Source organism: Bacillus sp. FDAARGOS_1420 (assembly GCF_019344915.1).
Lineage (GTDB): Bacteria > Bacillota > Bacilli > Bacillales > Bacillaceae_G > Bacillus_A > Bacillus_A mycoides.
On the sequence record NZ_JAHWJB010000001.1, the window covers coordinates 1 to 15,131 of the forward strand.

Sequence of the window (15,131 nt, forward strand, 5' to 3'; positions counted from 1 at the left end):
CGATTTAACTCACTTGTGGCTCGATGAATTTGTTCAGCATATCGTTGCGCTGACTGACTCGCTTCACCTTCTTCTGTTTTTGCACGATTATAGGCTTGTTGAAGTTCCCTAATTTTTTCTTTTTGCTTATCTACCGTACGAGTGAGAACATCAATTTTCGCTCGTGTCTGTTCAGTTGCATGAGAAAAACCGCCCATGCCTGTTGTAATAGACTGAAATTCAGCCTGTAGGGATTGTAAAGAATGATTTAATTTATCCATCCCTTTTTGTTCAGCTTGCTTATTTACTTGCTTTAATTCATTTTCAAATCTATTTAAATCAGCAACAGCTTTATTAACTTGTGAAGCGTATCGCTGAGTTGCTGCATCATTCTCACCTAATTTAGCCTTATTTTGATCATATGCTTGCCGTAACGCTTTAACTTTCTCTTTTTGCGCGTCAATGAGCCTACTTAGAGTATCCATTTTCGCTTGTGTTTGTTGACTAGCACTAGCGAAACCACCCATACCTGTACTTACAGATTTCAATTCATTCTGTAATGTCCTTACCGCACGTCCTGAATTTGCTATACCTTGACGGAAATTCACATTATCAAGGGAAAGCTTAACTACTAAATGATTCATTTCATTTGCCAATGTCTCACCCCCTCGTTAGATAATGTTTTCAGCTGGAACTTCTATTTCATTTGAATTTTGATTTTCACTATTTGAATTACCTTGTTCACGATGCTTTCGATTTATCCTTAAATAATGCCAAATATCCATTTCGTTATCGATATGATGATGTTTATATCCTTGACGTAATAAAGAGAGGTAGAGCTCGTCCATAAACTCACTGAACGGTATCCCTCCCCCCTCTACGCGTTTGGGTTTTCTTCTTCTCCAGTTCCAGGTGTACCACTAGCCGCTTCCACAGTTTCATTGATAACAGTGTTAATTACCTCTGAAGTTGTCGATAAAAACTTACGAGCATCCACACCGTCCCAATATTGATCTAATGTAAATTGTTCATCGAAAACATTCACTACAAATTGAACCATTTTATCCATATCCTCTGGACCAGGATTATTTGGAATATCAGCAAGCTCAGGTGCTTGACGGATTAAACGAGCTGGAATGAACCCCGGTAAATGAAAAGTTTTCTTTTCCTTATTGATTCGTAATGTTAGTTTCATAGTTTATTCCTCCTACTTGCCTGTTGGTGGTGTTACGGCTTTTTCATATACCTTACTAAACCAATTATCTCCTACAACTTTTGTAAACGTAGGTTCATCGGCATCAGCTGTAAATTTTGGTCTATCATCAAAATCACGCTCAATGAATGATCCTTTCAGTTTTGTTGTTTGGAAGTTCGGTTTGTCTTTTTTCGTTTCAGCTTCTTCTTCCTCTTGTGAAAGTTTTCCTTTAAGTAACCAAACATAACGATACTTACCGTTAGCCTTTAAAAAACGGTATCCAATCGCTACATATGGTTTTTCCCCCTCTCGTTTCTCGTCTAATACACCATCCTTAACTTCTGGATATCCTTCAATATCTGCTTTCGTGGATAGTGAAAGTCCTCGAACTTCAATTTCAACCTCGACTTCACCGTCAGACTCAGCGATTTCTGATTTCTTGTTATCGCTCCACATAATCTCAGAAGCTACCTTTTTAGATGTTTTAACCTTTACTGCACCTTCCAATTTCTTTACCGTTGCATACGCAACACCTGTTATATCATCTTTTGTTAATTTTGCATAAACAAGACTATCGACACCAACAGTCGAACTAATTGTAATAACCTCTCCAGCCATCTATAACTCCACTCCTTTCGCGAATCGCATCGCGTAATGAAAAATTTGTGTATCCTCTTCATATAGATCAGCAACCGCATAACGCGAGAAACCAATACTTTTCATAATTGCATTCACTTTTTGATGAATTGCTGTTGTACTGACCTTTGACCAAATATCGATTTGAAATGTGATTTCACTTTCACCTTCCTCATTATCCGCAAATCCACTTGGCCTATTGTCTAATTCGAAGAATGTAATACGTGGAAATTCTTCTGCATGCTTGGCTTTACGATAATAGACTCGCTTTCCCCCTAACAAAGAAACAAGCTCCTGATTATTTTCAAGAGCTTGCAAAATTTCAGGGCGTAGATTTATCATAAATTCAGCCTCATTTCGTTCTTCAAAATGTCTGTCATAGCACGAACCGCAGCTTCTTTTGAAGAATTAAATCCTGGTTCTATAAATGGTTGAGCTGGCATTTTAGATGTTCCCCATTCTACGAACTTCCCATAGAAATATGGAGAACGATCCGCTTTGTCTATTCCAATCTTAATAGTTTTTATGCCGCCTTCCATTTTCGCTTTTGTAACTCGTATATTATCAGCCAAATGTTGTCCTGTACGCCACGATTCGCTTTTCGTTGATTTTTTAGGGCTATCACTCCTTGGAGCTATTTCTGAAATAGCTTTTCGAATCAGTTCCCCACCCGCTGCAAGGGCTTTATCTTCAATCTTTTCTCCACGTAGACCCATTTGCTCTAATTCAGAAATGAGACGGTCAAATCCTAAAAAATCAACACCATTACCCATTCATACCACCACGCTTCCACATAATTGATAACATGTGTCTTTCAGTTGAAATCACTGAAACAATGTCATAAATCGTGTTCTTATACTTAATTTTCATATCAGCATTCACATCAGCACGGAATCGGATTTCTGTTTCACCCTGTACTTCACTGTTGGCTGAGGCTGCTTCAAAGTACTTTCTTCCCTTTAAAAAAATGAAAGAACCCCATACAGCGAAAGAATCTTTATAACCATCTATTGGCTCACCATCCGGGCTCTTTGCATCTTCATCTTTTATTTGAAATACAAGACGTTTATCTAAATCACCCGGATTCATTTGAATCACCACCGCAATATTGCAATTGAACTAATATTGACTGCAAACTGAATGCTAATTGTTCAGCTTTTCCAACCACTTCACGGTTTTCATACCAATGAGAAATTAAGATACGAGCCGCTAGTTTAGCAAGCTCACTCTTTACATCTACAGTTTTACCTGTTGCATTCTTAATATATATTTCAGCTGCTGTTATAAAGGATGAAATGAGGGAGTCCTCCTCATCGCCATCCACACGAAGATACTCTTTAGCTTCCTCTAATTTCAGTACCAAGAAGGACACCTCCTATATCATTAAGCTCCTGTTTTCGCCACAACTGTAATTTGCCCATACACAACCGCTTCTGCATCCCATAATGTAACGTCTTCACGTTCAATTGCTCGGAATTCAGTTGTATTGCTTCTCCAAGCGTTTCCGCCTTCTTTCGTCATATCGATAGATAATTGTTGTCTATCCCATAACACAACTGCTTCTTTCAAATCACCAACGATAAATGGTGCTTTACCATCTTTATCTGTAGCAATTGTTTTGTTTGATAAGACAATTACTGGCTTACCAGCGAAAAGTTTTCGCGTTGGATTTGTTGGGTCTGGTTGAAGTAGCGGACGACCATTTTTATCCTCTAATTGATCTAAGTAGTTAAATCCATCTTGGTTTGTGATAATATTTGCTACTACTGCAAAAGCTGGATCTAAAGTTACATTCAATGTTTTCTTTAGTCCGTTATAGTCCTTTAAATCAACTTTTGTAAGCTTATTAATCTCTTGTAAAATCAAATAATTTCGAGTCGCAATTGATTTCTTCGCAATCCAACTACGTAAATAATTTTCTAAAGCTTGATCTGTATCACTTAATAAATCATTTGGTACTGGTAAGAAACCTGCATAATCATCAATTGCGTAAGGTATACGGTCAAATTTCGGAGAAGTAATCTCTTGCATTGCATTTGGATTTCCATACTCAGATAGTGGTGCAAATGGTGTAGATGCTGCACGTTTTTCTAATGTACGAGATCCTTTGTTTGTTGAAACAGGTTGTACATTTACATATTGTTCTAAGCTATCTGTTGTTTGTTTTAACTGATTAATTGTAGTTGTGATATCTTCTGGAACAATGTATCCACCATCTTCACCTTTATTCTCAGATAGTGCTGCCTTATATTCTTGCATGATGATTGCTTCTTCAGAGCTTAAACTTTGACCACGAATAGCTTTCATAAATACTTCTTTGTACGATGAATCTTCATTTTTAACTGGTGCTGGAGGTAAAGCCCCTGTTTGTGAATTTACAGGTTCAGGAACTTCAATGCCCTTCATAGCCAAATAATTATCGAATTCATTTTTTGCATCTTTTAATTCTTCAATTTTAGCTCTTGCATCTTCTACTTTCCCGCTATTGTTTAACTCTTCAGCCTTAGCTTTTAAATCAGCAACCCTCTGACGTAATTCTTGTTCCTGTTTATCCATTCGGTATTTCCTCCTTGTTTTGGCACAAAAAATAGACCTATATTTCTAAAAGGTCTAGTGCATTTTGTATTTTTAATTGTTCATTATTATCCTTCTTTGGAATAGAAGGAGCCTTTGCTACTACTTTATTAGGTGTTTTTTGATATTTATCAAAATAATCACTCATACATGCTGCGACTTCTTTTGCTTCCACAACTTCGATGTTGAAGTATTTTTCAGCTTGTTCACCACTTAACCAGGTCTCAGCATCTACTAATTGTTGAATTTCTTCAATTCCAATGCCTTCTTTTAAGTTTTCCTTGTATACATTCATGATTCCAGACTCAATGTTATCCAAATCTTCTGCTGCCTTTCGGAAATCAATTGCATTTCCAGCTGCATAGGTCCAAGGCCTATGAATCATTAAAAATGCGTTAGAAGGGACAACAACACGATCACCAGCTAGGGCGATTACAGAAGCGATGGAAGCTGCAACACCATCCACATAAACAGTTTTTTGGGCTTTATTGCGCTTTAACATATTATAAATAGCTAAGCCAGCGAATACTGAACCCCCACCGCTATTTACATAGATGTTCAGGTTACTTTTATCATCCAATTGCCCCAAAATGTTTTTTACATCATCGGGCATAATGTCAGAGTCATCCCATTTCCAACCTGTATTATTTATGATGTCACCATAGATAAATAGGTCCGTTGAAGAATCCGTTTGATTTTTAATAGTAAACACGTCTTTAATTGCCCTCACCTCTTTTCAGCGACGAACCTCCACTAGCTTTCGCTAATTGGTATTCATCTGCAATTTCAATAGATACATGATTTAAATCGACTCGGCTCTTATCACCTAATTCACCAATACCATCCATATCTTCAAGTTCTAAAACTTTATTAATAGAAAATACACCTCTATCTAACATAATGTTATAGAACTCCGCTCTAGATTTCTGGTCCGCTCGTAAAAGACTGGTTAAGTTAAACTTGAGATAATATCGTTTTTGTTCACCAAAAGAAAAGACTTTATAAGAAAATTCCTCTTCATACTGAATGAGAATCGGGCTAAGTGTATTTTGAATAAAATCCAGTGCTTGTTGTTCAATATTGGAGAATGTCGCACGATCTAATTCATTAATCATGTGCAAGGGAATGTTAAAAATATTTGCGATTTCACCTTTATCAAATTTCATACCTTCAATAAACTGGGCATCTTTTAACGGCATACCCACTTTTTCAAATTCGAGACCTGCATCTAATATCGCAATACGCTGCGCATTACTCAGACCTGTATTGGCTTCTTCCCACGCATCACGAAGCTTGTCTTTTGCCTCTTTATTCAGGGGTTGCGCTGTTTTTAGCAACCCACTATGGGTCGCACCTTTCCTATAGAATTTCCCCTTGAACTTTTGCGCTGCCTGTGAGCTTCCAATCGATTCTCTTGCGACTTGAATCGGTGGTTTCCCCTTCAGACCATCAGTCGATAATGTCGTGAGATGAATGACATCATCAGCTGCTAGTTTCACAGGTGTCCCATCTGGTAAACTCGTGAAATACCACAGTTGATTTGTTTTCACATCGATAACGGGGTTTGTGACAGCTGGATTCAACACCCACAATTCTTTTGGTCTTCCATCCACTCCCCAGTGGATGTTGATATACGCATTGCCCCACGTGTTCCGATGCGTTTCAATTAAATGTTTAAATTTAAACGGACTTTGGTACGGATTCGGACGCCTTTCCAGCACAAATGAGACTTGATGCGCCTTATCCCGTTCTCTTCCCTTCGCTGTCTTTTTAAACGTTTGAAACGGAAGCATCGCAACACTATTCGCTAAAATGTTCACGCACCGGTATACCGTTGGTACACCTAACGAAGATTCTACGGTAACCCGTTCTCCGCTCGTTGCTTCATAACTAAATAAACTCCGAAACCAAGGTGCTGGATTTCTTAGATCGGTCGTATCCTGATTGCGAAACAAATTCCGGAATATCATATTTTCACCTCCCCTCTATTTCCTCGCGATCACCACCCCGATCAGTATAAGAATGATTCCCAGCAGATACCATCCGTAAATTGGATGAATAAAAAAAGTCGTCCCAACAATAATGGACAACCCCGAAATCAATAGAATATCTTCTAAAATACTGATGAAAAATAATAAAAAGCGCATGTCATTCCTCCTAAAACGAGAAATCTTGACTTAAAATATAGGAATTTAAGTCCACTTCACCAGAATTGAGCATACAGCGAACGTGTGAGTTGATGACAGCCGCAATTGGATCAATCCTTTCGGTTGCCTTTGACTTGTCCAACATGATGTTTTCGTTCGCATCCTGTTTTGTTATCGCGTTACTAGTGGCCCAATTTAATACAGGATTGTTATTGTGGATGACTTTCTTTAGATACACTTGTTCTCTAAAATCTTTTGTAGGACCTGATAGAGTTGCCATCCCTTGGCGTATTTCTATCATCGTATACCCTTCCGCTTCCATGTCTTGCATGAATTGCGTTGCATTCCAAGGATCCGCACATATTTCTTTAATCTTAAACTTATGATCTTTTTCCATATTTCTAATATGTGTTTTGATAAATTCATAATCAACTACCGCACCAGGTGTTGTCGTAATCCATTTTTGTTGTACCCACAAATCATATGGCACTTTATCCGTTTGTCTCTTTTCAGCTAACGTATCTTCCGGCATAAAACTATGACTTAACACGATATATTTATCATCCTTTTTAAACTCGAATGAAATACTGGTTAAATCAATTTTGGCTGATAAATCGACACCTACAGTACATTCCAACCCTTTTAATTCGGATAATTCCACCGTTTCCTTGCAATCTTTCCATTTTTGCATGTCCATGTACCCATTTTCTTTCCTATCCACCCAACGATTCATGTTTTTCGTCAGGAAATTCCGCATTTTTTCTGGAACATCTAATGCTGATTGCAATTCTCCTTTTAAGAAAGATTGCCCTTCTTCATAACTACATAAAATGGGATTCGCTTTCTCCCAGACTTCAGGATTCGTAATTTCATCATCCTTATCTAATTCATTGACCATCACAAAATATTCTTCATTTTCAATATCAATATTCGGGTCTAAAATCTTAGAAACATATTGATATTCCACACGGTAACAAGGTTGGCTCAAGTTGAAACCAGCTGTTGTAATAATCATCATGAGTGGATTCGGACGAGCACCTGAACCTGACACCAGAACATCATAAATTTCAGAAGTAGGATGGGCATGGTATTCATCAATAATACCGCACTGAACATTCAATCCATCACCAGATTTACCAGCATCTTTTGAAAGTGCGGAAATAAAAGAATTTGTCTTTAAGTGTTCAATTTTCCCATAAGCAATATTAAATTTATCTTTTAGATCGTCACACCCATTCATTTGGGCCTTAATCTCATTCCAAACAATTTTACTTTGCTCTGTTTTTGTGGCACCAACATATACTTCAGACATATTCTCACCAAAGGCCATTGCTTCATATGAACCGACGCACGCTAAAGATTGTGACTTTGCATTTTTGCGACCTACTTGCCAATAAGCTTTTTTAAATCGACGTAATCCCGTATTTCTATGAACCCATCCATAAATATTGCTAAACACAAAAATTTGTATCGAATGTGGTTCCATTCTCTGACCTGCTAACTTTCCTTTTGTATGTTTAAAAAGAGACATCCACTTTAGGAAACGAAGTGCTTTTTCTTCCTTAAAAACATATGGAAAATCTTCAGATCCTTCACGCTCAATATCTCTTACAAATCGTTTACAAGCTTGTTTATGCTTCTGACAAGCAACGACTTCATCATTTCGTACATCCTCACAGTAGTCCAACATCCATTGTCTGATCATGTTATACGCCAAACTCCTTTTCTACAGTTGTTTGCGCCCCTTTTTTCGCACGCGGCATCACAATTCTCGCCCTTGCGCTTGGAGTAAATCCGAAATCTACACCTATCGCCTTCATTTGTTCATGGAGTTGCTTTTTCTTGGTTAAGAGTGGATGAGGGACTTTATTTGTTTCCGCTGCTTTGTTGGTGTATTCCACAAGTAATCCCTCTTCTTGGATAATCTTCGTGCATGCCATATAGTCCGCATACGCATCACAATACAGTGCTAATGCATTCACATCTATATTTGTCATCACTTCTAATTCTAGTAACTCCCCTGCAATTCGTCTAAATTCTTTCTTCGCAACTGCATCTAACCATGTTGGTGATTTAACCTTGTCGCTTTTGGCTTTCCATCGCTTTTCAGATTCTAAGCGTTTCTTGATTTCTTCTCTTGTTAATCGATTCGTATTCCCTTCTAAAATATGCAGATGAATCGGCTTCGCTTTCCGTCCCATTTTCCCCATCTCCTCCTTTCATTCTGTTTTACCAAATAAAACGAATTTTTTACGCAGAAAGCTTGTCACCGGTCTCAAGAGGTGCCCTGACCACCCCTCGAAGGTGGGGTATCCTTCCGTATCTCTTCTCCACATCAACGCTTGTAGACCTTCTCATCTTCTTTTGTTTTCTTGTTATGGCAAGCATGGCAAAGCGTTTGTAAATTAGATGCTTCTAATCGTTTCGACCAATCAACACGAATAGGAATGATATGATCGACTACATCACCTATCTGAATGATGTCTTTGCTTCTACACTGAACACATAAGCCATGATCTCTACGATAAATAAGTCCACGCATACCCTTCCACAGTCTTGAGTTGTAGAATGAACGTGAGCTTTTGTTTCGAATATGTTTGTCGTAATATCTTACGATTTCTTTTTCTTTTTCTAAATGTTTAGCACAATACTTATCTCTTGTTAGTTCGTTGCAACCTAACGACTTACAGGGTTTGAATGGTTTACTTGGCATCGGAATCGCTATCCTTATTCGACTCTTCAATAACCCAAGTTCGTTTTGGATAAGTAACTGGTGGTAAAGGAACATGCTTAGTGGTTTTAATTATCGTATAATCCTTCCCAAGTTCATCTAACGCACCCATAACACGTAACAATTCTTCTTTATCTTCAATACGTTTCTTATACATTACCGTCGCACTCCTTTACTTAGTTACTCCCATCCTCTTCCTTACCCGTTTCATTTCATCCTCAATAGCAAGATTCTTTTTATTAATCCGTTCATGACACTTCGCTATATCAGTTTGATGCTTACGAATTTTATCGTTCACATATGCAGCAACATGTTCATGATTGCAATGAGGGCATGTGAAGTAACACTTCTCAATACGATTAGGAATCTTTACGACTTGTGGTTGCATATCGTATTCTTTATTGCAGTTAGAACAGTAGACTTGCATTATTCTCACTCCTATTCTTTCTTGAATAAACAATGATTGTATTTATCGTTTTCTAATAACTCTTCCATTGAAGTCCGTTCAAGATATCCTACAGAATAAAGCATGTGTTCCTGACCATACAGTTTATAATACTTGAAGTGATTGATATCTAACTTAGCTTGTTTGTATGCTTCTTCATGAGGTTTTAGGTATTTGTTATATGATGTTTCATCCACGGTAAGAAGACCCAGCGCATCAATCTTCTTTTGCAAATTGTTCTCCATCTATCCTCATTCCTTTCGAAAGAATATTCTGATTATCTATTCACAAATAAATACAAGTTGTTATAATGAAAGTACATTTCCACCGGAAGAAACTTGAAAGCCAACAAGTTTCTTCCGTTTTTTTATGTCTAAGCCTTCAGAAATTCATCCATTGTTTTATCGAGCAAACTAACCATCGCTTCTCTTTTTTGCTTTGGTGTGGTGTTATCTTCCATCTCATTAAATAATGGAATAGCACTTTCTAATTTCTGTTTATCGATACGCTCATTTACAAGGTCTTGTCCTAACATTGAAAAGAATGTAGCAATTACAACCGCTTGTTCTTGTTTAGTTAGTTTCATTTATTCTGGCTCCTTTGATATCAGTTACAGTCATCTTGATACCATCCGTTTTATGTTCAACTACAGATTTCGCTATAACTTTCCCGTCTAATGAAACCCCAACTTTACAATCCATTCCAATTGATTTTCTATCATTAATCTTTGTAATTAATTCAGATCGTTTAACTACTTGTTTAATTTCAGTTACATCCACTTTCTTGGATAACTTTTTTTCTAAATCGCTAACATATTTCCTTAATGTATCTACAGTTTCACTCAAATGATTAATTGCTCCTTTCATTACCATTTTCTCCGTATACATTTGTTTTGTTGTTGATTCTAAGGTTTCAAGTCTATGCTTTATAACATCTATATCTTCCATCCTTCATCCTCCTCCAAAATAAAAACTTCTATTTAAACGCTTTCATTACCATTTTTTTCCTGCGATTTAATTTGTAGGACTACCTTCTTTTTTGTCGAATTTATAGAATATAAGAAGGTGATAACATGAAATTAAATCAAGATTGTATTCGTTCTGTTCTTTTAGAACTTGAAGAAAAATTAAACCTAGGTCAACACATTCATCTTCATCAATTAAAAGAATTTAATACTTTTAACAAATACGGCGAAAACGAATCTATATACGCCATTTTAAAACTTATAGAAGCTGGATACATAAACGGATCTCACCAGTTTGATGGAGATGAAATTTATGCTCTAGGAATAGGATCGATTACTTTTTCAGGACATGAACTCCTAGATACTATTAGAGACTCCAAAGTTTGGGCTAAAACAAAAGAACTTACTAAAAAGTTGTCTAGTGTTCCTTTAAGTGTAATCTCAGCAACAGCTGTAAAAGTTACAACTGGTTTTATAGGATTACCTTAACGATGTTCACCATTTAAGTACCCATGTTCACTTAGAAACCGTTCAAATTCTTCTAAAAACACCTTGTACTTATTTGGCGAATAATCATTACTCATAAAAGTCAGTTCGAGATTGAGCTGACTTTTTGCTTCGGTTCCTGCAGTCGGATTGTCAATCGAATACCCTTTCACCCAAACTGCTGTATTTGTATCCACTTTTTCTGTCCAAACCGGCCTATGGTATGCCGTCATATAAACCATCCTCCTCCAAAATAAAAAAAGCAGCTATTCAGCTAATTAATCAATCACAACTTGACGAACTATCAAATGAACTTCCTGAATCATACGATGGATGCGACGAACATGAAGATGAATGACTACTACTATCATAGCCATCATAATCTAAACTAGAGTTGATTGCACTTGATGTTGTCGTATGGTGAATCAACCAATCATTTGTTGTACCATCGCTATTTCTGTTTCCATATTCTTGCTTCAATTTCTTATTGTGTTCCTTCTTTTTCTTTCTTTTGAAAAACATATCTCTTCGCCTCCTCATAAAATAGGAAAAGCACCCATTATGGATGCTTTTTCAAAATTCCCTATATAGTTCGACTCGATCTACGCGCTCGTACAGAAGTTACTTGTTATACAGAAACGATATGTTCTGGATTCATTACAATATCATCAAAACGTATCAACCCTACCCTAAAACTTCCATCTGGAGCAATCACTTTATCTAAAAAACTCTCCAACTTCATATGTAAGATATGCGTTTTTCCATTTACCAAGCTCACATGTGTGGCAAATATTTTTTCCATACGATCACCATCCTCTCCCTATTGATATTGTGTTCCAACAGATATTATCACTACTTGCTATAAATAAACAAGACCACGATACCATCTAGAACCGTGGTCGTATATATAATTCCCCTTGGTCTTTTCGTCCTATCGCGGGTTCCTACCGCCCATGCCCGTTCTTCGGTAACGTTTTGATAATGGGGCCCACTCACATCACTTCACATGATGGTGGATACGCTATCCCCACGGCCTTCTGTCTTCCAAACAGTTGCTGTAGAAATATCGTACCTCCGATTCCACATAAAAAAGGTACCCGATTTAGTGCCCCAAACAGTACCCCAAAAGTTCCATTATTTTTTATATCATCTCTAATGCAGTTGCAAAATTCAAAATTCCTGACTTTCGTTTCCGATAAAACTTGCCTCTCTTCATCCCTAATACTGTATAAATATAATCATCGTTTAACTCTGTCGCACTCATATACTTCATTTCCAATATTCGTTGTTCGTCTTGATCTAACGCATGTTCAAACGCACGATGTAATTGTCTATACTTCAGTTCATGGATATCTATTTTTCGTAATTCCGGAAATAAGAGTTCTGCACCTATCTCCATTCGTTCTCGCTGATTCTGAAACCGAACACGTAACACCTTATATTTTTTCAGTTCTTCTATCACAAAAGGACGGATTTCTTTCTCATCAACATAGGTAAAAAAAGATAATTGATTCATGTGTCATCCTCCTGCATAAAATCTTATTTTTCTTGCACGCTGTAACTAAGCCTTGGCGCGGCTTTCTTCCTTAATTGAATTGTTAACTAAACGCTTCTAGTCCTTGGAACGGAAAAACAGCTAGTTTTGGCTAGCTGTTTTTTATTTTGCATACATTTGCTTTATTAGGTTATACTACACATACATTATTATTTCTTTTCTTGTTAACTTGTCAGCTACCTTAGGAACTCTTACAAAAGAGTTCCTCTTTTTGTTACAATCCCTACCCCTAATTTAAACATCCTATTCTTCTTTTTAACACGTTATTTCTCATCCAATACCTATGACATTCAAAAAAGATTCTAAAGCGAATTTACCCAGTTCTATGAGGTCGTTTTTCTGCAGTATAAAATTTAAACCGCCTCCTTATCCATTTCAGGAATAATTCCACGTTTCGTTAACATGTCATGGATAAACAACCTACCTTTTTGTGTCCAGCGTGTATTCATCTTTATAGATTTACTTCCATCCGAATGTTTGACATCAATTGTCTGCGATTTGGTATAACCTTTATTCTGATGTTTCACATATAACAACCATTGATGATTTACTTTATACTGTACTTTTTCATCTTTTAGAATTTTATTTAATCGAACTGCAGATAATCCATAATCAGCTGCAATTTGTGAGACTGTCACCGTATCTTTTGACTGAAGAATTTGATCGAGGTATGTAATCTTAGATGCGTTCTCTGCGACTTGTTGTGTTAACATGAGATTCTTTTGCTCGGCCACTTGCCTTGCCTGTTGCTCATGTTTGAGTTGAGACGCCAAACCGATGAGTAAATCTGGGTCTTGTAGTAAGGCGTTTATCGTAGGTGGTGTCATGTAAACCCCGTGTTTTCGAATGCTGGGGAGTACTTCTTCAAACACCCATTTTTCAAATTGTTCTGCTTGTGGGAGTTTGGATTTCACAATTAATCTATATAAATTTCCTTCGTTAATGAACTTCTTCTCTTGTGCTCTTCCTAGTGAATCGATGACTGGGCAAATCGCCCACCCATCCTCTTTTGTATGTTGCTTCACGGCTTTATGCGGATCTGAATATCCAAGTACTTTCGCCACATCTGTTGCCGGAAAATACTCTTTTCCATCCTGAATGAAGACCTCTAAATTACCGAACATGTTATGTGAAAATGTTTGCATTTGCGTCATTTCTCATTTCCCCTTTTCTATACAATTTTTGAATGAAACAATCTTCATTTATCCTTTATTTTTTTACAAAGGTACTTAATTTAAAATAACCACCGAACGATTCACCCAGTCATATTCATGTCGCTAGCCCCTGCTCTTTTCCAAACTCATTCGCTCTTTTCTGAATTCGTTTCAATATTCTACCGACTTGCACCTGACATCTCCCCACTCTCCTCCCAATTTCTTGCTGCGTTTTATGTTTCGAATGCATATCCCACACGATCAATTCTGGGTGCTCAAGTGTTTGGTAAAATGATTGAAGGACCATATGATTCTCCACTTCTCCCACCTCATTTATTGCTTGTGTATCTTCCAGTATGTCTTCTAACAGAATTTCTTCATTACCACCACTCGCTGATGTATACATGACATCCTGTAAAGACTTTGTATTGGGTTGATATTGTAATGCCTCTTTCACTTCTGGAAGAGGCACACCCAGTTGTTTACAAAGCGTCTCTGTATCTTCCTCCATCAATCCTTGGCTCATCATTTTCCCTCTCAGTTGATATAAAGCTCTTGGCACCTTTATCTTGTGACTATTCATCATAAGCTTTCCAACTTCTCCGTGAGTTTTCGGTATCGCATACGTGGAGAACTGATAACCCAGATTAGGATTAAAATCCCTTCTCGCTTTTATGAGACCCATCATCCCGCACTGCACCAAATCCTCCATCTCCAAACCTGTATTTCCTTTTATGATATCTAACTTTCCTGTATATCTCTTCCAGATAAAGTGATGCACCAAATTTTCATATTTACTCATAAATTCCTCATCTGACATCGCTCTCACATCTTCAATTGCTTTCGCCATTTCCGCTTCCTCTTTTCCGTTTCTTCGATTTCTTTGGTGCCCGATTTGGCCCTTCCCATAATCCTTTCTTTCTCCATTTATTTTTCAATTTACTCACGTAAGATGGACTTCGCTCAAAAATGAGACTGATTTCTTTGTCTGGGATTCCTTGCCCATTGAGTTTTCTTACATGCACTGGCGTCAATCCATCCGGCATATTTCCAGGTCTCCCTGCACGCTGTCTCGGCTCTGTATCAAAATACCTACCCAACTGGCGTAACTCCTGACCAGTTGGGCAATTGGTACATATGTTGATACTGAAACTCGCCTCATCTGAACGGTTGTAATAACACCGTCTACATTTCTGTTCGATGATATCGCCAATCTGATAGGTAAGCTGGATTCGTTCTTCTTTGTTGAGTTTCATATCATTCAC

At 37.4% G+C, this 15,131-nt stretch carries 26 protein-coding genes and 1 pseudogene; 1 reads left to right on the top strand and 26 read right to left on the bottom strand.

The window, feature by feature from the left end; translation table 11 throughout:
* The 19 genes and pseudogenes from I6L50_RS00005 to I6L50_RS00095 all read right to left on the bottom strand — a co-directional run.
* Positions 1-635 (bottom strand): annotated as a pseudogene (locus I6L50_RS00005) (phage tail tape measure protein); the annotation flags it as partial.
* Positions 636-650: 15 nt separating this feature from the next.
* Positions 651-827, bottom strand: coding sequence for a hypothetical protein (locus tag I6L50_RS00010; RefSeq protein ID WP_219299817.1), 177 nt, complete (start codon positions 825-827; stop codon positions 651-653).
* Between the two features lie 29 nt (positions 828-856).
* On the bottom strand, positions 857-1,174 hold the full coding sequence (gene gpG, locus I6L50_RS00015; protein ID WP_219299819.1) for a phage tail assembly chaperone G: 318 nt from the start codon (positions 1,172-1,174) through the stop codon (positions 857-859).
* Between the two features lie 12 nt (positions 1,175-1,186).
* Positions 1,187-1,792, bottom strand: coding sequence for a major tail protein (locus tag I6L50_RS00020; protein ID WP_219299821.1), 606 nt, complete (start codon positions 1,790-1,792; stop codon positions 1,187-1,189).
* Positions 1,793-2,152, bottom strand: a complete 360-nt coding sequence (gene gp17 / locus I6L50_RS00025; protein ID WP_219299823.1) for a tail completion protein gp17 — start codon at positions 2,150-2,152, stop codon at positions 1,793-1,795.
* Positions 2,149-2,583, bottom strand: a complete 435-nt coding sequence (locus I6L50_RS00030; RefSeq protein ID WP_219299825.1) for an HK97-gp10 family putative phage morphogenesis protein — start codon at positions 2,581-2,583, stop codon at positions 2,149-2,151. Before I6L50_RS00030 ends, gp17 begins: the two co-directional genes overlap by 4 nt.
* Positions 2,576-2,899, bottom strand: coding sequence for a phage head closure protein (locus I6L50_RS00035; protein ID WP_219299827.1), 324 nt, complete (start codon positions 2,897-2,899; stop codon positions 2,576-2,578). Before I6L50_RS00035 ends, I6L50_RS00030 begins: the two co-directional genes overlap by 8 nt.
* A complete protein-coding gene (locus I6L50_RS00040; protein WP_219299829.1) occupies positions 2,886-3,173 on the bottom strand; it encodes a head-tail connector protein in 288 nt (95 codons plus the stop codon). The genes I6L50_RS00035 and I6L50_RS00040 overlap by 14 nt, the downstream gene beginning before the upstream one ends.
* 20 nt (positions 3,174-3,193) lie before the next feature.
* On the bottom strand, positions 3,194-4,366 hold the full coding sequence (locus I6L50_RS00045; RefSeq protein ID WP_219299831.1) for a phage major capsid protein: 1,173 nt from the start codon (positions 4,364-4,366) through the stop codon (positions 3,194-3,196).
* 37 nt (positions 4,367-4,403) lie between these two features.
* A complete protein-coding gene (locus I6L50_RS00050) occupies positions 4,404-5,114 on the bottom strand; it encodes a head maturation protease, ClpP-related (RefSeq protein ID WP_219299833.1) in 711 nt (236 codons plus the stop codon).
* Positions 5,101-6,354: a phage portal protein gene (locus I6L50_RS00055; protein ID WP_219299835.1), complete on the bottom strand. Its 1,254-nt coding sequence runs from the start codon at positions 6,352-6,354 to the stop codon at positions 5,101-5,103. The genes I6L50_RS00050 and I6L50_RS00055 overlap by 14 nt, the downstream gene beginning before the upstream one ends.
* 187 nt (positions 6,355-6,541) lie before the next feature.
* The gene (locus I6L50_RS00060) at positions 6,542-8,236 is read right to left on the bottom strand and encodes a terminase large subunit (RefSeq protein ID WP_219299837.1); all 1,695 of its coding nucleotides are present in this window, start codon (positions 8,234-8,236) and stop codon (positions 6,542-6,544) included.
* 1 nt (position 8,237) lies between these two features.
* On the bottom strand, positions 8,238-8,741 hold the full coding sequence (locus I6L50_RS00065) for a phage terminase small subunit P27 family (RefSeq protein ID WP_219299839.1): 504 nt from the start codon (positions 8,739-8,741) through the stop codon (positions 8,238-8,240).
* Between the two features lie 125 nt (positions 8,742-8,866).
* The gene (locus I6L50_RS00070) at positions 8,867-9,244 is read right to left on the bottom strand and encodes an HNH endonuclease (protein ID WP_219299841.1); all 378 of its coding nucleotides are present in this window, start codon (positions 9,242-9,244) and stop codon (positions 8,867-8,869) included.
* Complete coding sequence (locus tag I6L50_RS00075; protein WP_085308802.1) at positions 9,234-9,419, bottom strand: hypothetical protein; 186 nt, start codon at positions 9,417-9,419, stop codon at positions 9,234-9,236. The genes I6L50_RS00070 and I6L50_RS00075 overlap by 11 nt, the downstream gene beginning before the upstream one ends.
* A gap of 15 nt (positions 9,420-9,434) precedes the next feature.
* Positions 9,435-9,689, bottom strand: a complete 255-nt coding sequence (locus I6L50_RS00080; protein ID WP_219299843.1) for a hypothetical protein — start codon at positions 9,687-9,689, stop codon at positions 9,435-9,437.
* A gap of 11 nt (positions 9,690-9,700) precedes the next feature.
* Positions 9,701-9,952 (bottom strand): hydrolase, encoded by a 252-nt coding sequence (locus I6L50_RS00085; protein ID WP_219299845.1) that lies wholly within the window; start codon positions 9,950-9,952, stop codon positions 9,701-9,703.
* A 128-nt stretch (positions 9,953-10,080) separates the two neighbouring features.
* Positions 10,081-10,293 (bottom strand): hypothetical protein, encoded by a 213-nt coding sequence (locus I6L50_RS00090; protein ID WP_219299847.1) that lies wholly within the window; start codon positions 10,291-10,293, stop codon positions 10,081-10,083.
* Complete coding sequence (locus I6L50_RS00095) at positions 10,280-10,654, bottom strand: hypothetical protein (RefSeq protein WP_257475341.1); 375 nt, start codon at positions 10,652-10,654, stop codon at positions 10,280-10,282. The genes I6L50_RS00090 and I6L50_RS00095 overlap by 14 nt, the downstream gene beginning before the upstream one ends.
* A gap of 125 nt (positions 10,655-10,779) precedes the next feature.
* On the opposite strand from I6L50_RS00095, the gene I6L50_RS00100 reads away from it, so the two are divergent.
* Complete coding sequence (locus I6L50_RS00100; RefSeq protein ID WP_219299849.1) at positions 10,780-11,160, top strand: DUF2513 domain-containing protein; 381 nt, start codon at positions 10,780-10,782, stop codon at positions 11,158-11,160.
* Here I6L50_RS00100 and I6L50_RS00105 read toward each other — a convergent pair.
* From I6L50_RS00105 to I6L50_RS00135, 7 genes are all read right to left on the bottom strand, one after another.
* Positions 11,157-11,390 carry a hypothetical protein gene (locus I6L50_RS00105; protein WP_219299851.1) on the bottom strand — a complete coding sequence of 78 codons (234 nt, stop codon included), beginning with the start codon at positions 11,388-11,390 and terminating at the stop codon, positions 11,157-11,159. The genes I6L50_RS00100 and I6L50_RS00105 overlap by 4 nt on opposite strands.
* 49 nt (positions 11,391-11,439) lie before the next feature.
* Positions 11,440-11,679, bottom strand: coding sequence for a hypothetical protein (locus I6L50_RS00110; protein ID WP_219299853.1), 240 nt, complete (start codon positions 11,677-11,679; stop codon positions 11,440-11,442).
* A gap of 106 nt (positions 11,680-11,785) precedes the next feature.
* The gene (locus tag I6L50_RS00115) at positions 11,786-11,959 is read right to left on the bottom strand and encodes a hypothetical protein (protein ID WP_219299855.1); all 174 of its coding nucleotides are present in this window, start codon (positions 11,957-11,959) and stop codon (positions 11,786-11,788) included.
* A gap of 339 nt (positions 11,960-12,298) precedes the next feature.
* Positions 12,299-12,673 carry an ArpU family phage packaging/lysis transcriptional regulator gene (locus I6L50_RS00120; protein ID WP_219299857.1) on the bottom strand — a complete coding sequence of 125 codons (375 nt, stop codon included), beginning with the start codon at positions 12,671-12,673 and terminating at the stop codon, positions 12,299-12,301.
* Between the two features lie 392 nt (positions 12,674-13,065).
* Positions 13,066-13,866 (bottom strand): phage antirepressor KilAC domain-containing protein, encoded by an 801-nt coding sequence (locus I6L50_RS00125; protein ID WP_219299859.1) that lies wholly within the window; start codon positions 13,864-13,866, stop codon positions 13,066-13,068.
* 115 nt (positions 13,867-13,981) lie between these two features.
* Positions 13,982-14,716, bottom strand: a complete 735-nt coding sequence (locus I6L50_RS00130; RefSeq protein WP_219299861.1) for a sigma-70 family RNA polymerase sigma factor — start codon at positions 14,714-14,716, stop codon at positions 13,982-13,984.
* A complete protein-coding gene (locus tag I6L50_RS00135) occupies positions 14,700-15,122 on the bottom strand; it encodes a hypothetical protein (protein WP_219299863.1) in 423 nt (140 codons plus the stop codon). The genes I6L50_RS00130 and I6L50_RS00135 overlap by 17 nt, the downstream gene beginning before the upstream one ends.
* Between the last annotated feature and the right edge of the window lie 9 nt (positions 15,123-15,131).